At 63.0% G+C, this 23,260-nt stretch carries 23 protein-coding genes; 6 read left to right on the plus strand and 17 right to left on the minus strand.

The window, feature by feature from the left end; translation table 11 throughout:
• Positions 1-4: 4 nt before the first annotated feature.
• The 5 genes from metW to argB all read right to left on the minus strand — a co-directional run bounded on the left by metW (position 5) and on the right by argB (position 4,693).
• Entirely contained in the window at positions 5-613 is a 609-nt protein-coding gene (metW, locus tag BUS06_RS03850) for a methionine biosynthesis protein MetW (RefSeq protein ID WP_074263061.1), read from the minus strand.
• Positions 610-1,755: a homoserine O-succinyltransferase MetX gene (gene metX / locus BUS06_RS03855; RefSeq protein ID WP_074263062.1), complete on the minus strand. Its 1,146-nt coding sequence runs from the start codon at positions 1,753-1,755 to the stop codon at positions 610-612. The genes metW and metX overlap by 4 nt, the downstream gene beginning before the upstream one ends.
• Before the next feature lie 335 nt (positions 1,756-2,090).
• Complete coding sequence (slmA, locus tag BUS06_RS03860) at positions 2,091-2,780, minus strand: nucleoid occlusion factor SlmA (protein ID WP_074263063.1); 690 nt, start codon at positions 2,778-2,780, stop codon at positions 2,091-2,093.
• Entirely contained in the window at positions 2,747-3,547 is an 801-nt protein-coding gene (locus BUS06_RS03865; protein WP_074263064.1) for a pyrimidine 5'-nucleotidase, read from the minus strand. The genes slmA and BUS06_RS03865 overlap by 34 nt, the downstream gene beginning before the upstream one ends.
• Positions 3,548-3,793: 246 nt before the next feature.
• Positions 3,794-4,693, minus strand: a complete 900-nt coding sequence (argB, locus tag BUS06_RS03870) for an acetylglutamate kinase (RefSeq protein ID WP_074263065.1) — start codon at positions 4,691-4,693, stop codon at positions 3,794-3,796.
• A gap of 288 nt (positions 4,694-4,981) precedes the next feature.
• On the opposite strand from argB, the gene BUS06_RS03880 reads away from it, so the two are divergent.
• Positions 4,982-5,212 carry a cysteine-rich CWC family protein gene (locus BUS06_RS03880; protein ID WP_074263067.1) on the plus strand — a complete coding sequence of 77 codons (231 nt, stop codon included), beginning with the start codon at positions 4,982-4,984 and terminating at the stop codon, positions 5,210-5,212.
• Positions 5,213-5,237: 25 nt separating this feature from the next.
• Here BUS06_RS03880 and BUS06_RS03885 read toward each other — a convergent pair whose 3' ends face one another.
• Complete coding sequence (locus BUS06_RS03885) at positions 5,238-6,869, minus strand: tetratricopeptide repeat protein (protein ID WP_074263068.1); 1,632 nt, start codon at positions 6,867-6,869, stop codon at positions 5,238-5,240.
• Between the two features lie 101 nt (positions 6,870-6,970).
• On the opposite strand from BUS06_RS03885, the gene BUS06_RS03890 reads away from it, so the two are divergent.
• Complete coding sequence (locus BUS06_RS03890) at positions 6,971-8,281, plus strand: ATP-binding protein (protein ID WP_074263069.1); 1,311 nt, start codon at positions 6,971-6,973, stop codon at positions 8,279-8,281.
• Positions 8,278-8,820 (plus strand): response regulator transcription factor, encoded by a 543-nt coding sequence (locus tag BUS06_RS03895; RefSeq protein ID WP_074263070.1) that lies wholly within the window; start codon positions 8,278-8,280, stop codon positions 8,818-8,820. The genes BUS06_RS03890 and BUS06_RS03895 overlap by 4 nt, the downstream gene beginning before the upstream one ends.
• 173 nt (positions 8,821-8,993) lie before the next feature.
• Here BUS06_RS03895 and hslU read toward each other — a convergent pair whose 3' ends face one another.
• The 9 genes from hslU to BUS06_RS03940 form a co-directional block, all read right to left on the minus strand.
• A complete protein-coding gene (gene hslU / locus BUS06_RS03900) occupies positions 8,994-10,328 on the minus strand; it encodes an ATP-dependent protease ATPase subunit HslU (protein ID WP_074263071.1) in 1,335 nt (444 codons plus the stop codon).
• 9 nt (positions 10,329-10,337) lie between these two features.
• Positions 10,338-10,874: an ATP-dependent protease subunit HslV gene (gene hslV, locus BUS06_RS03905; protein WP_074263072.1), complete on the minus strand. Its 537-nt coding sequence runs from the start codon at positions 10,872-10,874 to the stop codon at positions 10,338-10,340.
• 440 nt (positions 10,875-11,314) lie between these two features.
• Positions 11,315-11,734 (minus strand): RNA polymerase-binding protein DksA, encoded by a 420-nt coding sequence (gene dksA, locus BUS06_RS03910; protein ID WP_074263073.1) that lies wholly within the window; start codon positions 11,732-11,734, stop codon positions 11,315-11,317.
• 651 nt (positions 11,735-12,385) lie between these two features.
• Positions 12,386-13,462 (minus strand): CobW family GTP-binding protein, encoded by a 1,077-nt coding sequence (locus BUS06_RS03915; RefSeq protein WP_074263074.1) that lies wholly within the window; start codon positions 13,460-13,462, stop codon positions 12,386-12,388.
• A gap of 177 nt (positions 13,463-13,639) precedes the next feature.
• Positions 13,640-14,842, minus strand: coding sequence for a class I SAM-dependent rRNA methyltransferase (locus BUS06_RS03920; RefSeq protein WP_074263075.1), 1,203 nt, complete (start codon positions 14,840-14,842; stop codon positions 13,640-13,642).
• Positions 14,843-14,930: 88 nt separating this feature from the next.
• Positions 14,931-15,854, minus strand: coding sequence for a tyrosine recombinase XerC (gene xerC, locus BUS06_RS03925; protein WP_074263076.1), 924 nt, complete (start codon positions 15,852-15,854; stop codon positions 14,931-14,933).
• Between the two features lie 54 nt (positions 15,855-15,908).
• Positions 15,909-16,622, minus strand: coding sequence for a DUF484 family protein (locus BUS06_RS03930; RefSeq protein ID WP_074263077.1), 714 nt, complete (start codon positions 16,620-16,622; stop codon positions 15,909-15,911).
• A gap of 109 nt (positions 16,623-16,731) precedes the next feature.
• On the minus strand, positions 16,732-17,595 hold the full coding sequence (gene dapF, locus BUS06_RS03935) for a diaminopimelate epimerase (protein WP_074265900.1): 864 nt from the start codon (positions 17,593-17,595) through the stop codon (positions 16,732-16,734).
• A gap of 45 nt (positions 17,596-17,640) precedes the next feature.
• Entirely contained in the window at positions 17,641-18,525 is an 885-nt protein-coding gene (locus BUS06_RS03940) for a lipid A biosynthesis lauroyl acyltransferase (protein WP_074263078.1), read from the minus strand.
• 276 nt (positions 18,526-18,801) lie between these two features.
• Here BUS06_RS03940 and metK point away from each other — a divergent pair, with 276 nt between their 5' ends.
• On the plus strand, positions 18,802-19,989 hold the full coding sequence (gene metK, locus BUS06_RS03945) for a methionine adenosyltransferase (protein WP_074263079.1): 1,188 nt from the start codon (positions 18,802-18,804) through the stop codon (positions 19,987-19,989).
• A 63-nt stretch (positions 19,990-20,052) separates the two neighbouring features.
• On the opposite strand, the gene BUS06_RS03950 is transcribed toward metK, so the two are convergent.
• Entirely contained in the window at positions 20,053-20,406 is a 354-nt protein-coding gene (locus tag BUS06_RS03950; RefSeq protein ID WP_074263080.1) for a hypothetical protein, read from the minus strand.
• A gap of 406 nt (positions 20,407-20,812) precedes the next feature.
• Here BUS06_RS03950 and BUS06_RS03955 point away from each other — a divergent pair, with 406 nt between their 5' ends.
• Positions 20,813-21,574 carry a phytanoyl-CoA dioxygenase family protein gene (locus tag BUS06_RS03955; RefSeq protein ID WP_074263081.1) on the plus strand — a complete coding sequence of 254 codons (762 nt, stop codon included), beginning with the start codon at positions 20,813-20,815 and terminating at the stop codon, positions 21,572-21,574.
• Positions 21,575-21,727: 153 nt separating this feature from the next.
• Here BUS06_RS03955 and BUS06_RS03960 read toward each other — a convergent pair whose 3' ends face one another.
• Entirely contained in the window at positions 21,728-21,934 is a 207-nt protein-coding gene (locus BUS06_RS03960; protein WP_074263082.1) for a DUF3185 family protein, read from the minus strand.
• 255 nt (positions 21,935-22,189) lie between these two features.
• Between BUS06_RS03960 and mgrA the strand changes: the two genes are divergently transcribed.
• Entirely contained in the window at positions 22,190-23,233 is a 1,044-nt protein-coding gene (gene mgrA / locus BUS06_RS03965) for an L-glyceraldehyde 3-phosphate reductase (RefSeq protein ID WP_074263083.1), read from the plus strand.
• Positions 23,234-23,260 lie beyond the last annotated feature (27 nt).

Consider the following 23,260-nt stretch of genomic DNA (forward strand, 5'->3'; position numbering starts at 1 on the left):
GACGTTAGCTTTTCTTGACGCGATAGACCGCAAGACTACCACGCCAGTTCGCCCCCCACCGCACCGCCTGGCCGCCGTGCAGCACGACCCGGTCGAGTATTTCGATGCCGACCTCGGGCGCCAGCGCCTCGAAATCCTTGATCGTCAGCACCCGCACGTTCGGGGTGTTGTGCCACTGGAAAGGCAGCGATTTCGATACCGGCATGCGTCCGCGCAACACCGAAATGCGGTGTGCCCAGTAGCCGAAATTCGGGAACGATACGATGCATTCCTTGCCGACCCGCACCGTCTCGCGCAGGATCGCAGCGGTCTGATGGATGGTCTGCAGCGTCTGCGACAGGATCGCGAAGTCGAAACTGCCGTCTTCGAAGAGCCGCAGGCCGTCTTCCAGATTCTGCTGGATCACGTTGACGCCGTTCTGGGTGGCGGCGAGCACGCCGGCGTCGTTGATCTCGATGCCGTAACCGGAGACTTCGAGCTCCTCGGTGAGTGTCGACAGCAGCGAGCCGTCGCCGCAGCCCAGATCGAGCACCGTCGCGCGCGGTTCAACCCACCGGGCGATGGCGCGGAAGTCGGGGCGCAGCGCAAGATAATCGAGAGCGCGCTGGTTCATGCGTTCACCTCGTTGGCAATACGTTCGTAATAGGCGCGCATCAGGTTGTGATAGCGGGCGTCGTCGAGCAGGAATGCGTCGTGGCCGTGCGGCGCGTCGATTTCTGCGTACGTCACCGTGCGTTTGTGATCGAGCAGTGCCTTCACCAGTTCGCGCGAGCGCGCCGGCGCGAAACGCCAGTCGGTCGTGAAACTGGCGATCAGGTATTTCGCCGTCGTATGCGCAACGGCCTTGGTCAGATCGCCCTCGAAGGCCTTGGCCGGATCGAAGTAGTCGAGCGCGCGCGTGATCAGCAGATAGGTGTTGGCGTCGAAGTAGTCGGCGAATTTGTCGCCCTGATAACGCAGATACGACTCCACTTCGAATTCGACGTCGAAATTGAAGTTGTACGCGTCGAGGGCACCTTCCGCCCGTCGCAGCGAGCGGCCGAATTTCTCGGCCATGTCATCGTCCGACAGATAGGTGATATGACCGATCATGCGCGCCACGCGTAGTCCGCGCTTCGGCTTAACGTTGTGCGCGTAGTAGTTGCCGCCGTGGAAGTCGGGGTCCGAGAGGATCGCGGAACGCGCCACTTCGTTGAACGCAATGTTCTGCGCGGAGAGCTTCGGCGTGGACGCCACCACAATGCAATGGCCCACGCGCTCCGGATACATCATGCTCCACGCGAGCGCCTGCATACCGCCGAGGCTGCCGCCCATCACCGCTGCGAAACGCTCGATGCCGAAGCTGTCGGCGACGCGCGTCTGCGCGTTCACCCAGTCTTCCACGGTCACCACGGGAAAGCTCGCGCCGTACGGCTCACCGGTCGCCGGGTTGAGGCTCATCGGGCCGGTCGAGCCGAAGCACGAGCCGAGATTGTTCACGCCGATTACGAAGAACCTGTTCGTGTCGAGCGGCTTGCCCGGACCGACCATGTTGTCCCACCAGCCGACGTTTTTCGGGTCATCCGCATAGATGCCCGCCACGTGGTGCGAAGCGTTGAGCGCGTGGCAGACGAGCACGGCATTGCTGCGCGCGGCGTTGAGCGTGCCGTAGGTTTCCACCATCAGGTCGAAACCGGCCAACGAGCGGCCGTTCTGCATGAGCAGCGGCTCGGAGAAATGCATTTTCTGGGGAGCGACGATACCGATTGAATCCATTCATTCCGCCTTCAACAGGGCGGCTAAATGGGTGTCGGCAAGGCACGGAGAAGGACAATGTGCGCGGCTGACGACCTCTTTAGCCGCATTTATAGTGAACCGCCGGATGGAATTCCGGCAGGTTCGCGCGCCCGCAATCGAGTCAGCAAATCGGCGCGTCAGTCAAAACAATTAGCGCAAAGTATAGCGGAAAATTCCGCGCGGCAGCGGCGCCGATGTCGCGCGGGCGTCGCCCGGCGCGAGTTGCGTCTGGATGCGTGAACCATGGCGGAAGCACCAAAACCAGATCGCGGCGAGCGGCAGTCTTGATCCGCAACGCCCGCGATTCCAGCGGACTACTGAAGAATCAATCTCAACTGGGCGTCGGCCTGCTCAGCCGGATTGCGTGCGAAGCCGCCTCGCACATACCGGTGCCAGCGTCCGACGATGTAGCTAAGCAGCAGGTTCGCCCGCACGGCTGGATCGTAGTCCTCCGGTAGCGGCACGGCGGTGCCCTGCGCGGAGGCGTTACCGTTGGCCTGCGAATTGGCGTCCATCAGGCCGAGCCGCAGGCATTGCTTGAGCGAGGCCTCGACGCGTTCGAGCAACTGGTTGACGCGCTCGGTCAGCCGTTCGTGCTCGCCCACCAGCGCTTCGCATGTCAGCACGCGCGTCATGCCAGGATTCTTCGCGGAAAAGTTGAGCAGCATCAACGCGATCGTACGGGCCTGCAACACGCCGTTGGGTTCTTTCGTCGCGATCTGGTTGATAAGCCCGAAGATCGACTGTTCGATGAATTCGATCAGTGCTTCGAACATTTGCGCCTTGCTGGCGAAATGCCGGTACAACGCGGCTTCCGAGACGCCCAGCCGCGCGGCCAGCGCCGCGGTGGTGATCTTTTCGTTCTTCGGCGCCTCCAGCATGGTGGCGAGCGTCTGCAGGATATGCACGCGGCGCTCGCCCGGTTTCAGGCGGGCCGCGCGGGTACTGCCCGTGGCTGGCGGGTCTTCGGTTACGGCCTCGTCATGCTTGTGATCCGGTTGCATGTCTGTCGTTCCTTCAGGCGCACTGAGCGGGTGCCCAATCTCAGCGATTTTAACGAACGAATCCGGCGGTCGACATAGTGCGGTCGGCCAGTGCCGGGCAGCAGGCCTGGTACGCCGTCCGCACGCACCTTGCTGGGCAGGTGGCCGACGATCCACACAGTGCGGATCCCCAGCCGGCGATAGTTCTTCAGATGCGAGCGCGTGTCTTCGACGAGGATGGCGTCGGCGAGCGGCACGTGGGCGTCGCGCATCGCCCGGCGTAGCATGCTCGCGTCAGGCTTGGCGCGCCAGCCGCGACGGTCGCGCATGTGCTCGATGGCGATCACGCGCTCGAACAGCCGCTCGATGCGCAGCTCGGCCAGCACCGCATGCGCGTAGGCTTCCGGGGCATTGGTCAGCACGATCTTGCGGCCCGGCAAGGCGGCAACGAGACGCGCGAGGCCGCGTTCGCTGCGCACCATCGAAGGCAGGTCGGCGAACGTATGCACGACCTTGAGAAAATCGTGCACGTCGACCGGATGGTGGCGGGCGAGGCCCAGCAGTGTCGCGCCGTAACGGTCTGTGTAGAGCGTACGCAGGCGGTCGGCTTCGTCGCGTTCCACTTGCAGCGAATCAATGATGTACTGCGTCATGCCCCGGTTGATCTCGGGAAAGATGGCATGCGATGCGTGGTGCAGCGTGTTGTCGAGATCGAACAGCCATACCGGGCTGCCGCCTGCGATGTGAGGCCGGCGGCGTTTAGCGTGTCGGGACGGGAAGGTGCGCATGGTGAGGGAAAACCGGACCGGGTTCTTGCCGGCGCCGTATGAAATGAACGAGCGGGTGCCTGCGGTCCATCATGCGTGCGCCGGGAGAAAAAGGGAAGGGTGGCGTGCCACGGTGGACGATTGGCCGGGCGCTTGATGCTGAAACTGATGCGGAGGACGACGCGGAAACTGCCGCAGCAAGGCGAAGGGAACCGCCAGGTGAAATATGCAGCGCATCGACGGGACGCGCTGCATATCCAGACATGCTCAGTGCGAGCGGATCATCGTACCGAACGGCTGCTCGGTCAGGATTTCGAGCAGCACCGAGTGTTCGATACGGCCGTCGATGATGTGCACCGAGCGCACGCCGCTCTTTGCTGCGTCGAGCGCGGAGGAGATTTTCGGCAGCATGCCGCCGGAGATCGTGCCGTCTTCGAACAGCGAATCGATTTCGCGTGCCGACAGATCGGTGAGCAGATTGCCTTCCTTGTCCATCACGCCGGGGATGTTGGTCATCATGACGAGCTTCTCGGCGTTCAGCACCACCGCCAGTTTGCCCGCGACCAGATCCGCGTTGATGTTGTACGACAGGCCGTCTTCGCCGAAGCCGATCGGCGAGATCACCGGGATGAACGCGTCGTCCTGCAGCGCTTTCACGACCGCCGGATTGATCGCCTCGACTTCGCCGACCTGGCCGATGTCGACGTACTGGCCGGGATTGTCGCGATCCGGCATCAGCATCTTGCGCGCATGGATCAGGCCGCCGTCTTTGCCGGTCAGGCCCACTGCCTGGCCGCCGAAGTGATTGATCAGCGTGACGATGTCCTGCTGGACTTCGCCGCCGAGCACCCATTCGACGACTTCCATCGTCTCTTCGTCAGTGACGCGCATGCCCTGGATGAAGGTGCCCTGCTTGCCGATCTTCTTGAGCGCCTGATCGATCTGCGGGCCGCCGCCGTGCACGATGACCGGGTTGATACCGACCAGCTTTAGCAGAATGACGTCGCGCGCGAAGCCTTGCTTGAGGCGCTCCTCGGTCATCGCGTTGCCGCCGTATTTGATCACCACGGTCTTGCCGTGATACTGCTTGATGTAAGGCAGCGCCTCGGCCAGGATTTCAGCCTTCAGGGTGGGGGCGATCTGCGAGAGGTCGGGAATTTCGGACATGGCGGCAGGGCTCGGCACGGATCAGTTGAAACACGGCGAATTGTACAGGACTGGCGCGCTGCAACAGGGTTTTCCATACGTCTTCTGGCGGCCGGCCCCGCCGGGGTTTCGCAGTGCGCAATCGACGTTGCGCGCACGCCACTCATGCGCCGTTTTCGACGCCGTTTGCGAGGGTAATTCCGTCGAAATCCCGCTTTGTGGACGCAACCTCGAGGCAGGGGCCTTCAGGTGGCTTGCCGGACGTGGCATCATTTCCTGACCGGATGTCCGGTACTTCATTGGGTCGCCATGAAACAGCCCGCTTCCCAGGTCCATGCGCAGAGTGCCCGTTGCCCACGCTGCCGCAGCGTGTTCGATTGTGCAATGCACGGCCAGCCGTTCGACTGCTGGTGCAAATCGATGCCGGCGTTGCCCGCCGAACGGCTCGATCCGGGCAGCCGGTGTTTATGTCCGGAGTGCCTCGCGGCGGATATTGCCCGCGTGCAGGCCGCCGGCGTTCGGGGTGGTGAAGAAGTTTGAGGGGCGCGGCGCGCCCGCCGCGTCGTTACCGCTGGCCGGCTAGCGTGCCGAGGTCTCGCGCTACGTCTTCCAGCACCGGATCCCAGTCGGCGAACTGCCGTTGCCGGTACAGCGTGGCGGTTGGATACCACGGGTTATCGTGCCGTTCGAGCAGCCATGTCCAGTGTGGATTGGTGTCGAGCAGCACCCACGTGCGCTGCCCGATTGCCCCGCTCAGATGCGCGACCGACGTGCACACCGTAATCACCAGATCGAGCGCGCTGACGAAGGCCGCGGTGTCGTCGAAACTTTTCAGCTCGGCGGTGTAGTCGGCCATGGGCAGCCCGGCTGACTGCGCGGCGGCAACATCTGCTGTGGCGCCATGCTGCAACGAATAGAACGCGACGCCGTCGATACCGGCAAAGGCCGACGCGTAGCGCTGCCAGCCCACCGCCCGGAACGGATTGCGCTGATGGCTGAGGCTGCCAGTCCACGCCAGTCCGACCTTAAGCCGTTTTTCTCCGGCGAGCCGTTCGCGCCAGGTTGCGCTGGCTGCGGCATCCGCGTGCAGATACGGGACCGCGTCGGGAAGGGTATCGCCGAGCGTGCCGAGCACGAGCGGCACGCTCATTAACGGTATTTCATAGTCGAATGCGGGCAGTGTCTCGATGCCACCACCCGCGGAGTATTCGTCCACGTGGCTGCCCAGGCTGCGTACCAGCAGCGCTCCCATCTGCGGGAACGAATTCCACACGACGCGGCCGCCTTGCGCATGCACATGCGCCGCCAGCAGCGGGATGAACCTGCAGCATTGCAGCAGATCGCCCATGCCCTGTTCGCCCCACACCAGCAGTGTCTTGCCCGTAAGCGGCTCGCCCTGCCACTGCGGCGCCGGCATCGCCGGACGGTTGCCGTCAAGTTCCTTCGAACCTTGCCAGCGCGCTTCGTGAGCGGGCCAGCCCTGCGCGTAGTCGCCATGCACCAGATGCAGCAACGCCAGATTCGAACGCATCGCCGGGTCGCCGGGCGCGAGTTCGCAGGCGGCCTGCGCGAAACGAACGGCGTCGTCCCAGCGTTGCGCTTCCTTGAGTGCCAGCGCATAGTTGTTCAGCGCCAACGAGTTGTGGGGCGCCAGTTCCGCTGCGCGAGCGCCTGCTTCCAGCGCGCGCGGCAGATCCATCGCGAAGCGGCTCGACTGGGTGAGATTGATCCAGGCGTTGCTGTCGAACGGGTCGGCTGCGACCGCACTTTCCAGCAACGTGATCTGTTCGGCCACATCGCCGCCGGTGAGCGCGATTGCGCCAGCCAGATTCGTGCGCAGTTGGGGAAAGTCCGGTTCGAGAGTGAGGGCGCGGCGGTACGGCACAAGCGCCTCGGCATGGCGGTCGGCGAGCTGCAGCGCGTAGCCTAAGCGGAAGCTGGCAGCGGCATCGTCGGGACGCAGTTGCGCAATAATGGCGGCGAATGCGATGGCGTCGTCGTGGCGGTTTTGTTCCAGCAGCGCGCCAGTGATGTTTGCAAGCGTGTCGTGTTCGACGGGCTGCAGCAGTGTGGCGGCTTCAAGCCAGATGGCCTGGGCTTCGGCCTCGCCGTTTTGCTGCGCCGCCGCGGCGCGCTGAAGGAAAATCAGGAAGGCGACCCACGCAGGGTGGCCGGGGGCGGAAATCGTAAGCGGCATGAGTCTGTCCAGGCGAGAGCGCGATTGCGATCAAACGCTCAATGGTAATGTCCACGCTCAACACAGTGTGTCGGACAACTCCCAACAGGTAAACTGGCGTTATGCATCGTATAACCATTACCGGCCGGGTCAACCTGGGACATCTGTTCTGGCTGCGCAGTCTTGCGATCATCGGCCAACTGGTGACCATTGCTGTCGTGCAGATCTTTGTGGGCGTGCATCTGCCTCTGCCGGCCATGCTGCTTGTGGTCAGCCTCGAAGTGGCCTTCAACGCGCTGACCTGGTGGCGCGTCTCGCGTCAGCGGCCCGAATCCAATCTCGAACTGTTCGGCCAGCTATGGGTCGATCTCGGTTCATTGTCGGCGTTGCTCTTTCTGTCGGGCGGCACGACCAATCCGTTCGTCTCGCTTTACCTGCCCTCGCTCGCGATCGCGGCGGCGGTGTTGCCGTGGCATCTGATGCTGTGGCTCGCGGCATTTGCGGTGGCTTGCTACGCCGTGCTCGGTTTCGATTCGGTGCCGCTGAATCTCGACAATCCCGCCAATCTGTTCGACTACTACCGGGCGGGCATGTGGGTGAACTTCACGGTGAGCGTGGGCCTGATTGCATGGTTCGTCGCACGCATGTCGCGCGCACTGCGGCAACGTGACGCGGCACTCGGCGACGCCCAGCAGCGCCTCTTGCGGGACGAACGCGCGGTTGCCCTCGGCGTGCAGGCGGCGACCGTCGCGCATGAGATCGGCACACCGCTATCGACCATCGCGATGCTCTCCGAGGAACTGCGCGACGCGGCGCGTACCGACAAGGGCCTCGCCCCTTACGCCGCTGATCTGGACCTGCTCGAGCAACAGATGACGCTGTGTACCTCGGCGCTTGCGCGGTTGCGCTCGCGCGCCTCGGCGCCGGCGAGCCGGCAACCCGTTGGCGAGTGGCTCGAGTCGTTTGCGCAGCAGTGGCGTCTGCGCCATCCGCACGTCAAGTTCGAGCAACTTGGCACGCCGCCCGCCGAACTGAACCTTGACGATACGGTCGCGGTCAGCCAGATTCTCACGATCCTGCTGGACAATGCGGCGCGCGCCAGCAGCGATCACGTGACGCTGACCGCGACGCTGTCGCTGCCGGGCGATCGCATCCAGTTTGAAGTTTGCGACGCAGGGCCCGGCATACCGGCATCGTTGCGCGGCTCGCTTGGCACGATGCCCGTCGACAGCACCCAGGGTGGTCACGGCGTGGGGCTGTATCTGGCGTTTTCGGCGGCGGCGCGGCTCGGCGGATCGATCGAGCTGACCGACGCCCGCGAGGCCAGGCCGCGCGGCACCCGCGCGGTGCTGCGCTTGCCGGTGGCGGGTCGACAATCTTCCGGCGCGGGCCGCACAGGCACCGTGCCATCCAATACGGAGAAACAGGCATGAGCGACATGAATTTTCTGGTGATCGACGACGACGAAGTGTTCTCCGGCATCCTCGCGCGCGGTCTGACGCGGCGCGGCTACACGGTGGCCGAAGCGCACAACGCAGACGAGGCGATCAAGCTCGCGAACCAGCAGAAGTTCGGCCAGATCACGGTGGATTTGCACCTGGGCCACGATTCGGGGCTGACGCTGGTAGCGCCGTTGCGCGAATTGCAACCGGACGCGCGGATGCTGGTGCTGACCGGTTACGCGAGCATTGCGACGGCCGTGCAGGCGGTGAAGGACGGTGCCGACAACTATCTGGCCAAGCCTGCCAACGTGGAGACGATTCTCTCGGCACTGCAAACCGAAGCGAGCGCGCTGCAGGCGGACGCGGCGATCGAGCATCCCACGCCGCTTTCGGTGGCACGCCTCGAATGGGAACATATTCAGCGCGTGCTGGCGGAGAACGGCGGCAATATCTCCGCGACGGCGCGGGCGTTGAACATGCACCGGCGGACGTTGCAACGCAAGCTGGCGAAGCGGCCGGTGAAGCAGTAAGAGCGAGCGCGGGCGCACGTTACGGCGACGGGTGAAGCGTCGCCAGAAGGCTTTTAGCTTTAATAAAAAACGGGCGGTCTCTTGCGAGGCCGCCCGTTTTTCTTGCTGCGTGCGTTTTGTTTCAGCGGTGTCAGCGGCCGACCGCGCCGCTGCCGCCGAACCGCATGCAGCCGTTAAAGCACATATCGCGACAAATCTTCGTCGTCCGCGACTTCGTTCAGCGCGCGGTCCACGTATGCCGCATCGATCCTGACGTCCGTGCCGGCATGGTTACCGGCAGCAAACGACACCTCTTCGAGCAGCTTTTCGATCACCGTGTAAAGCCGGCGCGCGCCGATATTCTCGGTCTTCTCGTTCACCGAAAAGGCGATTTCCGCGAGGCGGCGAATACCGTCGTCGGCGAAGTCGAGGCGCACGTCTTCGGTCGCGAGCAGTGCCTGGTATTGCTTCACGAGGCTCGCGTCCGTCGACACCAGAATCGATTCGAAGTCATTCACCGACAGCGAATCCAGTTCGACGCGAATCGGAAAACGGCCCTGCAGTTCGGGGATCAGATCGCTCGGCTTCGCGAGATGGAACGCGCCGCTCGCGATGAACAGGATGTGATCGGTCTTCACCATGCCGTACTTGGTGTTGATCGTCGTGCCTTCGACGAGCGGCAGCAGATCGCGCTGCACGCCCTGACGCGATACTTCAGCGCCGCCCGCTTCGCTGCGCGAGGCGATCTTGTCGATCTCGTCGAGAAAGACAATGCCGTTCTGCTCGACGTTCTGCACGGCCTTGGTTTTGACCTCCTCGTCGTTGAGCATCTTGGACGCTTCTTCATCCGTCAGCACCTTCAACGCTTCCTTCACCTTCAGCTTGCGGCGCGTCTTCTTGCCGCCACCGAGATTGGCGAACATCGAACGGATCTGCTCGGTCATGTCCTCCATGCCCGGCGGCCCCATGATGTCCATGCCCGCCTGCGGCAGTTCGACGTCAAGCTCGATTTCCTTGTCGTCCAACTGGCCTTCGCGCAGACGCTTGCGGAACGTCTGACGGGTGGTGCTACCTTCGTCCGTGGTATCGCTGGCGCCGAACCCAACCGGCCGCGCGCTCGGCAAAAGAATGTCGAGAATGCGGTCTTCCGCCTGATCTCCAGCCTTGGTGCGCACCTTGCGCATTTCGGTTTCGCGGGTCTGTTTGACCGAGATTTCGATCAGGTCGCGCACGATGCTGTCCACATCGCGGCCCACGTAGCCCACTTCGGTGAACTTGGTGGCCTCGATCTTGATGAACGGGGCGTCGGCCAGCTTGGCCAGACGCCGGGCGATTTCCGTCTTGCCGACGCCTGTCGGTCCGATCATCAGAATGTTCTTCGGCGTGATTTCCTGGCGCAGTGGGTCGCCCACCTGCTGACGGCGCCAGCGGTTGCGCAGCGCCACCGCGACCGCTTTCTTGGCGCGGCCTTGGCCGATGATGTGCTTGTCGAGTTCCGAGACGATCTCGGCAGGGGTCATGGTGCTCATCGTGTGTCCTTACTCGATCGTCTCGATAACGCGGTTGTGATTCGTGTAGATGCACATGTCGCCGGCAATCTGCAGGGACTTTTCGACGATCTCGCGCGGCGATAGCTCGGTGTTATCCGCTAGCGCCTTGGCCGCCGCCTGCGCGTAGGAGCCGCCCGAGCCGATCGCGCAGATGCCGCCTTCCGGATCGAGGACGTCACCGTTGCCGGTGATGACTAGGGTGGTGTGCGCGTCGGCGGCGATCAGCATGGCTTCGAGCCGGCGCAGCATGCGGTCGGTGCGCCAGTCTTTCGCCAGCTCGACGGCCGAGCGGGTCAGATTGCCCTGATGTTTTTCGAGCTTGGCTTCGAAGCGGTCGAGCAGCGAAAAGGCATCGGCGGTGCCGCCGGCGAAACCGACCAGCACCTGGCCGTTATAGATGCGCCGGACTTTTTTGGCACCGCCCTTCATGACGATATTGCCTAGTGTGACCTGGCCGTCGCCGCCGAGGGCGACCTTGTCGCCGCGACGCACGGAGACGATCGTCGTGCCGTGAAATTGCTCCATATGCATTCCTTTTGCAAAACGGGTAGGACGCGGAGGCGCTTGCGCGCCAGCGTGCCGATGCGTTGGGCGGCGAACCGCAGCGTATAGCCGCTAGAAAGCGGCCCGCGCGTGCTCGTGCAACGCATGTCCGGTTTATTTTAGGGCTTGCGCCGTCATATCAAGAGCCAGCCGGATGGCTAAGGGCGGAAATACGCCGGAAAAAAGCGGCAGAGATGGGGGTACGGCGCGGAGATCGGACGGCCGGGCAGAAAAATGACGGGCCTCGCAGCGAGGCTGGGGCACAGAGCGGTAAAAGCTTCCGGCAGCCGGACGACAGGCGGATCAAGGCATGGCGCGGCTGGCTCAAGGCTCGGCCCACGCAAAGAAAAAGGCGCACAGTTCACCGTGCGCCTCTCAACGAAGCAGCGTATCAGGGCGCGCGGTAGCCGCGCCGCAGACGTTCAGTCGCCGAACAGCTTCTGGCGCAGTTCGCGGCGTTCCTGCGCTTCGAGCGACAGGGTTGCCGTGGGCCGGGCCAGCATACGCGGAATGCCAATCGGCTCGCCGGTTTCTTCGCACCAGCCGTATTCGCCCGATTCGATGCGCGCGATCGATTGCTGCACCTTCTTCAGCAGCTTGCGTTCGCGGTCGCGCGTGCGCAGTTCCAGCGCATGCTCTTCCTCGATCGTTGCGCGGTCGGCCGGGTCCGGCACGATCACGGTTTCGCGCAGGTTTTCGGTCGTCTGGCCAGCATTGCGGAGAATGTCCGCCTGCAGCTGTTCGAGCTTGTTCTTGAAGAAAGCGAGCTGATCCTCATTCATGTAATCCTTGTCGCTCATCTTCAGGATTTCGGCTTCGGTCAAGAGTCGTTTCGTCGTCATCTGGCTTGCTTCTTCAATGTGAGGCAAAACTCGTACATGTTGCCCGCACTCTCGTGTTGCCCGCAAAGGCGCCTCAAAACGCTCAATGAGCGCCGGCGAACACGGACGGTGGGTTGTCGTGACGCCGAAGCGCGGGGCGTCTAAACGCCGGACGCCAAGGCGCCAGGCGACGAGACGTCGATGCGGGGCCGAACTCCTCTGGAAACGATTTTCAAATGCTCCTGAGGCATTGCTTACCGGTGGCGCGCCTTTCGAGGCGGTGGGCCAGCCAGCTTGTCGGCGTGCTACTCCCCGGATTAGATTTTCCGGCGCCGTGTCAGGCCCGGCGCGGGATACGCGCTGACCGGGCAATCGTTCTCATTCTCCAGTGGGCACGTATTGTAACTGAATCACAATCCGCCGCCGCAACCGGGATTATTACGAGGGGCGGCACGCCAATATCCCGAAAATATAACGCGCGAACGGCTAAAAAGCGATGGGCTTGCACGATTCCTGCAACAGGGGTTTTCACGCGTTTTTCACACGTGTCGTGCTCTCGGGTCGGCTTTAGTCGGATTCGGGACTTGTCGAGCCGGCAGCATTTCGCGTTCCCGGCTCGTTTCAGTGCTTTTCCCGCGCCTGACGCTGGCTTTTCGGGCGCTTCCCCGCCGTTCAGGCCAGGCAGGCGCTCAGGCCGTCCTCGATCAGGTCTTGAGGCAGTTCGATGCCGATGAACACCATCTTGCTGTTCTTCTTCTCGACCGGTTGCCATTTGGCGGCCAGATCGCTGCCCATCATCTGATGGACGCCCTGGAACACCACTTTGCGGTCGACACCCTTCATATACAGCACGCCCTTGTAACGCAGCAGGCGCTCGCCGTAGATCTGCAGAATGCCGCCGAGGAAGTCTTCGAGCTTGTTCGGATCGAACGGCCGGTCGCTGCGGAACACGAACGATTTGATCTTGTCGTCGTGATGCGCATGGTGATGGCGGCCGTGGTCGTGGCCTTCGTGATCGCAGTGGCCATGATCGTGGTCGCAATTCGCATGATCGTGCCCATGGTCATGATCATGGGCGTGGTCGTGCGCGTGCTCGTCTTCGGCGAGGAAGTCCGGATCGATTTCGAGCTTGGAATTCAGGTTGAAACCGCGCAGATCGAAGATTTCCTTGATATCGGCGTCACCGAAATTCACCACCTTGATCGCCGCGCGCGGATTCATGTGCAGCAGGCGATGGCGCAGGTCGTCGAGGGCGGCTTCATCCACGAGGTCCGACTTGGTAACGAACAGACGGTCCGCAAAGCCGACCTGGCGCTGCACCACTTCGTGCTCATCCAGCTGGTGATTCGCGTGCTTCGCGTCGACCAGCGTGATGATCGCGTCGAGCAGGAATTCGTCGGCGATCTCGTTATCCATGAAGAACGTCTGCGCCACCGGGCCGGGGTTCGCGAGACCTGTGGTTTCGATCACGACGCGTTCGAAATCCAGTTCGCCGGCGCGCTTTTTCGCGGCCAGGTCGCTGAGCACGCGTGCCAGGTCGCCGCGGATCGTGCAGCAGATGCAGCCGTTGCTCATCTGGATGATCTGCTCGTTGCTGTCCTGCACGAGGATCTCGTTATCGATGTTCTCTTCGCCGAACTCGTTCTCGATCACGGCGATCTTCATGCCGTGCTTTTCGTTCAGGATGCGCTTGAGCAGTGTGGTTTTACCGCTGCCGAGGAAGCCGGTCAGGATCGTGACGGGAATCATGGTGGTCGCCTGTTTTGTGCGTGAATCGGAATGCTTGTGTCGAACGCCGGAGATGTGGGCCGCGCCGTTCGAGCTGATCGGTTATTGAAACATATCTGTCAAGCCGCTGCAGGCGGGGTTTCGGACGCGCTTCAAACCCTGCCGCCTGCAAAGGAAATATTCCTCAACTATGGGCGATCAGGCGATTTGCAACAATAGGCCTTTCAGGTACTCGCCTTCCGGAAAAGCGGTGAGCAACGGATGATCGACACCGGCCCCCAGCCGCTTGAGGATACGGGCGTCGACGCGGGCATCGGCGGCCGCGCCGGCGACGATCTTCTGGAACAGCTCGGCGTCGATCGCGCCCGAGCACGAGTATGTGAACAGCAGGCCGCCCGGCCGCAGCAGCTTGAGGCCCGTCAGGTTAATGTCCTTGTAGGCGCGCGCGGCACGGTCCACGTGCTCGCGCGATGGCGCGAATTTGGGCGGATCCAGCACGATCAGGTCGAAGCGCTCGCCTTCTTCGTGCAGGCGGCGCAGTGTCTTGAAGGCATCGGCGTCGAGCCAGGTGGCGCGTTCGCCGTCAAAACCATTGGCGACGACGTTCTGTTGTGCCAACGCCAGCGCTTCGCCGGACGAGTCGATCGACACCACGCGTTTCGCCCCGCCCTTGAGCGCCGCCAGCGAGAAGCCGCCGGTGTAGCAGAAGCAGTTCAGCACCTCGCGATCCTTCGCCAGCTGCTGGACGAGCGCCCGGTTGTCGCGCTGATCGACGTAAAAGCCGGTCTTATGGCCATTGCGCACATCCACGTGGTAGCGCACGCCGTTTTCGCTGGCAATCAGCGCGTCGGACGGCGCTTCGCCCGCCAGCACGCCGGTGATCTGCTCCAGACCTTCCTTTTCGCGGATCGACACGTCGGAGCGCTCATAGACATTCGGGCAGCCGGTTGCCGCGCTCAAGGCTGCGACGATCGCCTCTTTCCACGCCTCGACGCCGGCAGCCATGAACTGGCAGACGAGTTGGCTGCGCTGGCCCGCGTCATCGGCGACGTAGTGGTCGACGATCAGGCCTGGCAGGCCGTCGGCCTCGCCGAAGATAAGCCGCACAGCGCCGGTATTTTGAACCATCGCCTGGCGATGCTCGATGGCGCGCTGCACGCGGCGCTTGAAGAACGCATGGTCGATCGGCTCGGCTTCGTCGAAACTCCATACCCGCGCGCGGATTTGCGAGTGCGGGCTGTAGGCAGCGCGCGCCAGAAAGCGGCCGTCGTGCGAGCGCACCAGCACGGTCGCGCCGGCAGCAGGATTACCGTCGACGCGGTCGATCGCGGTCGCGTAGACCCACGGGTGGCGGCGCAGCAGCGACTTTTCTTTCGACGGTTTCAGCGTGACGGTATTCATGACTTCGAGAGGTATTGAGCAGAACAAGGTGCCGCGTAAAGCGGCGAAACCGGAGACATCGGGCGCCTATGGCCCATAAAAAGCCGTCTCAGTCGCGTTTTTTGGCGCGCGGATGCGCCTGATCGTAGACGTGCGCCAGATGCTGGAAATCGAGCGCGGTGTACACCTGGGTCGCGGTGATGCTGGCGTGCCCGAGCAGTTCCTGCACGGCGCGCAGGTCACCGCTCGATTGCAGCACGTGGGTGGCAAACGAATGCCGCAGCACGTGGGGATGCACGTTGGCGGGAATGCCGGCGACCAGCGCCAGGCGTTTGACCCGGTCGCGCACGACGTTCGGCGACATCCGGTTGCCGCGCGCCGACAGAAACAGCGGATGCGGATCCTGCCTGACGAACTCGCCGCGCACCGCGAGCCAGGCGTTGAGCGCGTCGATTGCCTTGCTGCCGACCGGCACGATGCGGCGCCGGTTACCCTTGCCGAGCACTTCGACTTCGGTCGAATCGAGCTTGAGCCAGCCGGCGGAACGATAGCCATCGGCATCGGCAAAGCGCACGTCCAGCCCGACCAGTTCGGCGAGGCGCAAGCCGGACGAATAGAACAGCTCGAGAATCGCGTGGTCGCGCAAGCCTTCGGCGGTGCCGGCGCTGGGCGCTTCCATTAGCCGGTTGGCATCGTCGACCGAGAGCGCCTTGGGCAGCGTCTTCGCCTGCTTCGGCGCCCGCACGGTGGCGACCGGATTGGCTGGCAGATCGACGCGGCCCGCGAGCCAGCGGTAAAACGCCCGCCATGCCGATAGCCGATGACTGATCGAGCGAGCCGTCATGCCTGCCGCGTGTGCTCGGGAAACGGCGCCGCGGATGTCGATGGCGGTGAGGCTTTCGAGCGGCCGTCCCTTGGCCAGCAGCTTCAGTTCATCCAGCTCGTGGGTGTAGCCGCGCAGCGTGTGCGCTGAAAGCCGCCGCTCGTGTTCGAGATTCGAGAGGTAATCGGCGATCGGGTCGGCGGTGGTCACGGTAGCGGGCGCGTGCTGTGGCGAGCGGCGGGAGTTGGTGGACAGCCGGGCGCGTCAGCGCGGCAGCAGACGGCTCAACGCCGCGCTGGCCAAGGTGCCGATCTGCGTCAGGAAGTCGGTTGCCATGCCTTCGTGAAAGCGGCGCGGGTCGGGTGAGCCCATCACCAGCAGGCCGAAAGTCGGTGCGTCTTCGTTGCTCTCGGGTTCACGCAGGGCCAGTAATGCGATCGATTCCGTTGCGTGCGCACCTTCCTGTGCCGCAGCGCCTTCCGCGGGCACGGAGGTCACCGCCGGCACCAGCCATTGCGCCGCTTCGAAACCGGTATTCGCACCGCAATACGGGCTGGTGAGGCTATTGGCGAAGATGCGGACTTCCTCGCCCACCTGGCGCGCGAAGTCCGCCTGGGTGTACGGCTCCGCCACGTCCCACACACGCAGCGCTGCCTGCGGTACGTCGAACACTTCGCGCAGGCCATTGGCGATGGTGCGCGGCAACGCGTACGGATCGCGCTCTGACATCACGCGGGTGGTCCAGCGGTTGAATTTCGAGGCAATGCTGTCGTTCTCGTGCCCGTAGCGCAGCAGTTCGGCAAGACGCCGTTCGAGAAGCTTGTTCTTGTCGCGCAGCATTTCCATCTGCCGTTCCTGCAGCGAAACCGCGGATTTGCCGTGCGGGTTCGCGAGCTTGATGGTCGCGAGCATTTCCGCGTGTTCCGCGAAAAAGTCGGGGTTGGCGAGCAGGTATTCGGCGACTTCGCGATCGTTCATGGTTTCGGCTAAAGGACTACGCCCTTAAACGGGCGCATCGGTCATTGGGGGTAGCTGGCCACTGGTCGGGTCAGGCGCGGGCTGTGCATCCGGCCGCGCGTTCTTTCGCTCAGTCGGCCAGTTCGATCTCACCTTCGAAGACGGTCGCAGCGGGACCGGCCATCAGGAGCGGTGTGTTTTCGTGCTCACCGTTCCAGGAAATAGTTAGCGTACCGCCGTGGGTGTGTACCTTCACGGGCGCTTCGAGCTGCCCGCGGCGAATGCCGGCGGCGACCGCTGCGCAGGCGCCCGTGCCGCACGCCAGCGTTTCGCCAACGCCGCGTTCGTAGACACGCAGCTTGATTTCGTTGCGCGCGACGATCTGCATGAAGCCGGCGTTCACCCGTTGTGGGAAGCGCGGATGATGCTCGATGAGCGGGCCGTCGACGAGCACGGCAAACGCCTCGACGTCGTCGACCACCTGCACTGCATGTGGATTACCCATCGAAACGACCGAGACCCAACGCGTGGCGCCGTTCACCTCGAGCGGCCAGAGCGTGTCGTCGCCTTCCCGGCGGCCGTCGAGGCCGCTCGCATCGAACGGCACGCGGGCCGGTTCGAACACCGGCATGCCCATGTCCACGGTGACTTCGCCGTTGTCCTGCATGGTCAGCGTGAGGATGCCGTTCTGCACCTGGACGCGCACGCTGCGCTTGTCGGTCAGATGGATGTCGCGCACGAACTTGACGAAGCAGCGTGCGCCATTGCCGCAATGCTCGACCTCGCCGCCGTCGCAATTGAAGATGCGGTACCTGAAATCCACGCCGTCGATGGTGGGCTTTTCGACCAGCAGCAACTGGTCGGCGCCGACGCCGAAGTGCCGGTCCGCGAGCGCGCGCACCTGCTCCCCGCTCAGGCTGAGCGGCTGCGTAAAGCCGTCGAGCACGACAAAGTCGTTGCCCGCGCCGTGCATCTTGGTGAATTTCAGTCTCATGGCGCTATTGTAAGTGACGCGCGCGGACATGCGGCTAACGGCGTTTCAATACACGCTCGGCTCGCCCGGCGGCCGCGTCTTGAAGCGTTTGTGCACCCAATAGTACTGTTCCGGCATCTTCGGAATCTGCTCTTCCAGGAAAGCGTTCATGCGGCGCGCGTCGGCCTCGTCGTCGCCGGTTGGGTAGTTTTCCCACGGCTTGAATACCTTGAGACGGTAGCCTTTGTAGTGGGGCAGCACCTCGCCGATAAACGGCACCACCTGCGCCTGGCCGACCTTCGCAAGCCGTCCGACGGCGGTCAGTGTGCAGGTCGGCACGCCGAAAAACGGTACAAAGGCGGAATTGCGCATGCCGTAGTCCATATCGGCCCCCAGCATGACCGGCTTTTTGTCGCGCAGCCAGCGCAGCACGATGCGCGCACTGTCCGCGCGGCTCGCCATATCCGCGCCGAAGCGTGCGCGCGCCGCCTTGGCGACTTCCTCGAGTTCCGGGTTCGACATGGGCTGATACAACGAACCGCACTGTCGATGCAGCGAGTAGTTGAGGAAGATCGAACCTGCCTCGATGCCGACAAAGTGAAAACCGAGAAACAGCGTGGGCGGCAGGTTGGGATCGGTGAGGTCGATCGCGCTGTCGAGCTGGATCAGTTTCTCGAGCCTCCTGGCCGAGCCGAACCACTGCACGCTGCGCTCCACATAGCTGCGGATCGCATGGCGGAAGTGCTTCTGGGCGACGTCCTCGCGGCGTTCGTCGCTCCACTCGGGGAAGCACAGTTTCAAGTTGATATGTACGATGCGTTTGCGATTGCTGGGGATTTGATACAGCAGCCAGCCGAGACCGTCGCCGAGGCGGGCGATCACTCCGTATGGCAATAGCGCAAACAGTTTCAGCAGTCCGATGGCGAGTTTGGATCCGAAGCGGCTCAGCATGCTGACGCTCCGCGGCGCGCGCACGAGGACGCTACGTTTGAGAAAACCGAAAACGAGTCGAAATACAACACGCGTGGGTACTCTGTGACAATTGTAGGAAGTCGCTATAATAAGGGCTTCGCCGAGTTAATAGACAACTTGCGGGGCGAAGCTGCCGGGCGCGATCCACGTGATACGCACCGGGCAGTCAGGAAATCCGCTAAAGCGTCGCCGCTTCAGGCTTCCGGAGCTGGCTACGTGAAACTCAACCGTAACCACACAACAGGAGTCTGCAACGTGGCAAACGACTATCTCTTCACCTCAGAATCGGTTTCCGAAGGCCATCCGGACAAGGTGGCGGACCAGATCTCGGACGCGATTCTCGACGCGATCCTGACTCAGGACAAATACTCACGTGTTGCCGCGGAAACGCTGTGCAACACGGGTCTCGTCGTGCTGGCCGGTGAAATCACCACCACTGCAAACGTCGACTACATCCAGGTCGCGCGCAATACGATCAAGCGCATCGGCTACGACAACACCGACTACGGTATCGACTATCGCGGTTGCGCGGTGCTTGTCGCGTACGACAAGCAGTCGCCGGACATCGCCCAGGGCGTCGACCGTGCACACGACAACAACCTCGATCAGGGCGCCGGCGACCAGGGGCTGATGTTCGGCTTTGCGTGTGAAGAAACGCCGGAACTGATGCCGTTGCCGATCCACCTGTCGCACCGTCTGGTCGAGCGCCAGGCCAACCTGCGCCGCGACGGCCGTCTGCCGTGGCTGCGTCCGGATGCGAAGTCGCAGGTCACCGTGCGCTATGTCGACGGCAAGCCGCATTCGATCGATACGGTCGTGCTGTCCACGCAGCATTCGCCGGATATCGAACTGTCCACGCTGCGCGAAGCCGTGATCGAAGAAGTGATCAAGCCGACGCTGCCGGCCGAGCTGATCAAGGGCGACATCAAGTTCCTGGTCAACCCGACTGGCCGTTTCGTGATTGGCGGTCCGCAAGGCGACTGTGGCCTGACCGGCCGCAAGATCATCGTCGACACGTACGGCGGCGCAGCACCGCACGGCGGCGGCGCGTTCTCGGGCAAGGATCCGTCGAAGGTCGACCGTTCGGCCGCTTATGCTGGCCGTTATGTCGCGAAGAACATCGTGGCTGCGGGCCTGGCGTCGCGTTGCCTGATTCAGGTGTCGTATGCGATTGGCGTGGCTCAGCCGACGTCGGTGATGGTCAACACGTTCGGCACGGGCCGCGTGTCGGATGCAACGATCACGCGCCTCGTGCAGGAACACTTCGACCTGCGTCCGAAGGGCATCATCCAGATGCTGGATCTGCTGCGTCCGATCTACGAGAAGAGCGCGGCTTACGGCCACTTCGGCCGCGAAGAGCCGGAATTCACGTGGGAAGCGACGGACAAAGCGCTGGCCCTCGCCGAGGCTGCTGGTACGGAGCCGGTTGCCGCGGTCGTCTAACGCGTACTCGTACTGCGTCAGCAAAAAGCCCCGCCGGCGTTGAGCCGGGCGGGGCTTTTTCTATTAAAGGCCCGCGAAGCCGAACCAGCCTTCATGGCCAAACGACATCCGGCGCGGCCGGCGGCTTGTGCTGCGTGGTGCGCTTACGCGTTTTGGCGGCAGCGCGCGACGCGGCGTCGGCTTGCGCAGGAGCGTGCGTAGCGAAAAGCGGCGCGAGCCGGCTTGCGTACGCAGCGCGGTGAAAAACATCTGGAACCATGTGCGGATGCTGTCGACCGGTTTGGCCTCGCGCCATTGGCCGGCGAGGGCACGGGTGCGGGTTGCGTGATGGCGCAGCGCACGCACGACGTGACGGCGCGCGGGACGCGCTGCCTTGAGGGCGGCGCGGGTGAGACGGGTATTCAGGAGAGTGTGCATGGCTTCGAAATGTAGGCAGCGTGTCACGCGACGGGAGGTGCTATAAAAACGAGCACCATCTATGCCAGCGGGATGGACGCGCAAGCCCAAAAACTGAGCGGGAAGTGGCGGCAGCGACCTGCGGAGGCCGTGCGCTAAGGAACGCAGCGGGAATTGCAATCAACATGGGTGCAGGCTACACGCGAATCGTGACGTCAGAAAGTCCGTTATAACCCTCGCGTCTGCGGGTTTTTACGGGGCAGATCGTGCTGTAAAGCGCTCACGGTCGGACCCTTTGCGATCGATAAGCGTGCACGCCCGCCCCTGTCGCGTGCACTCGTCCGGGATGGGAGCATGGCAAAGTCCGCACGCTGATCGCGCACGTTTTACAATCGAGCATCGGTCAGTAGAAAGTAACGGAATACCCATGTCAGGTCACTCAAAGAAAGAACAGGTTCAGGTGTTGCGGGAACGGGGCTTCGTCGTGGTGCCGGGGCTGGTTTCGCCCGAGCGCTGCAACGAGCTGAAGCAGATCGCGCAGCGGCAGTTGCAGGAAGCAGCCACTCCGATCGAATTCGAGGCGGATCTGCAGTACCCCGGCGCGCCCGAGTCGAAGCACGCGCCCGGCGGCCATACCGTGCGGCGCCTGCTCGATGCGTATGCACGCCATCCGCATTTTGCGGAGTGGGCCACGGCGCCGGAAATCCGCGGTTGGATGGAAACCTATTTCGGCGAGGAGCCGCGCCTCTCGCGGGCGCATCACAATTGCATGATGACCAAGCATCCCGCGTATGGCAGCCTGACCGGCTGGCATCGCGACGTGCGCTACTGGTCGTTCGAGCGTGATGATCTGGTTTCGGTGTGGCTCGCGCTCGGCTCTGAAACGGTGGATAACGGTGCGCTGTGGCTGGTGCCGCAATCGCATACTGCGACGTTCACGTCGGATCGTTTCGACGAAGCGAAATTCTTCCGCTCCGATCTGCCGGAAAATCAGGCGCTGATCCGGACGGCGGTGTCACCGGAACTCAAGCCGGGCGATGTGGTGTTCTTCCACTGCAACACGCTGCATTCGGCCGGCAAGAATCTCAGCGACCAGGTGAAGTTTTCGCTGGTGTACACCTATCACGGCGCGAGCAATGTGCCGTTACCGGGTTCGCGTTCGGCGTCGAAGCCGGAGATTGCATTCTGAGGGGCGCGTTAGGCCGGGGCGCGCTGGACCGGCTCGCGTTCAATCCTTCGTTGCAGAAAATGCGACCCGTAGGCCATCGCGTGTCGCCCAGCCCCGCTGCGGGGACGTTTAAAACCGGCCTGCGCAGCGGAGTCCCACAGCCGGTCGCTTGCCTCAGCGTTTTCCGCCTGAAGTCGCCATTCCGATCAGACCTGCGAGCGTGGCGATCACGCCGCCTGCGATCAGCATGATGGCCTTGTTGGTCGGCGAGCCCGTGAAGACGCGCGACACGTCGCTGCTAAACGAGTGGAACGCCTGGCCGCCGAAATACAGCAGCACCACGCCGCCGACAATCAATGCGAGCGAAATCGCTTTGGTCATGAACTTCCTCCTGTAGAAAAGTCGTGGAAGTGTAGGGGAGCGTCAAGGGCGCGTCCATGTGCAAGCTTCACGTGTCCCGCATAATGGACGCCTGCAATCCTTTCGACGATTCGCTAATATAGTTGGTTCGTCACACCCCGCATGAAACCGTGCGCGGCCGCGCAACATAGTAGTCACGGCCGGCCAGGCTCGCCAGACAGTTGGCAACGCGGCTGCGTGACAACTCTCCTTCCTTCTTCACCAAGGATTCAAGCAATGGCTTACGAAGCAGCTCCAGCACGCTATTCGGACATGCAATACCGCGTTTGCGGCAAGTCGGGCCTCAAACTGCCGGCGCTTTCGCTGGGCCTGTGGCACAACTTCGGCGACACCACGCCGATCTCGACGCAACGCGACATCCTGCGCACTGCATTCGATCTCGGCATCACGCACTTCGATCTGGCGAACAATTATGGGCCGCCGTACGGCAGTGCCGAAACGAATTTCGGGCGCATCTTCAAGGACGATTTCAAGCCGTACCGCGACGAGCTGTTGATCTCGTCGAAGGCCGGCTGGGATATGTGGCCGGGTCCGTATGGCCAGGGCGGCGGCTCGCGCAAATACGTACTCGCGAGTCTCGATCAGAGCCTGCAGCGCATGGGGCTCGACTACGTGGATATCTTCTATTCGCACCGTTTCGACGCTGACACGCCACTCGAAGAAACCGCCGGTGCACTGGCGAGCGCCGTGCAACAGGGCAAGGCGCTCTACGTCGGGATTTCGTCGTACTCCGCCGCCAAGACCCGCGAGATGGCGAAGCTGCTTGCCGAATACAAGGTGCCGCTGCTGATCCACCAGCCGGCGTACAACATGCTGAACCGTTGGGTCGAGCATGAGCTGCTCGACACGCTCGACGAAATCGGCACTGGCAGCATCGCTTTCACGCCGCTTGCGCAAGGTCTGTTGACCGGCAAGTACGTGAACGGTGTGCCGGCAGATGCACGCGTCAACAAACCGGGCGGCGACTCGCTGAAGCAGGACCACCTCAGTGCGCAGAACATCGAGCATGTGCGTAAGCTCAATGAAATCGCCCAGCGCCGCGGTCAAAGTCTCGCGCAGATGGCACTCGCTTGGGCACTGCGCGGTGGCCGTATCACGTCGGTGCTGATCGGCGCGAGCAAACCCGAGCAGCTGGTTGAGAACGTGGGCGCGCTGAAGAACCTCGAGTTTTCGAACGAAGAGCTGGCGGAGATCGATCGCTTCGCGACCGAGGGTGGCGTCAACCTGTGGGAAAAGCCCTCGACGGATCAGGCGGTCTGATCGTCGAACTGACTGACATAGTGTGAT

The organism is Paraburkholderia phenazinium (assembly GCF_900141745.1).
GTDB classification, from domain to species: domain Bacteria; phylum Pseudomonadota; class Gammaproteobacteria; order Burkholderiales; family Burkholderiaceae; genus Paraburkholderia; species Paraburkholderia phenazinium_B.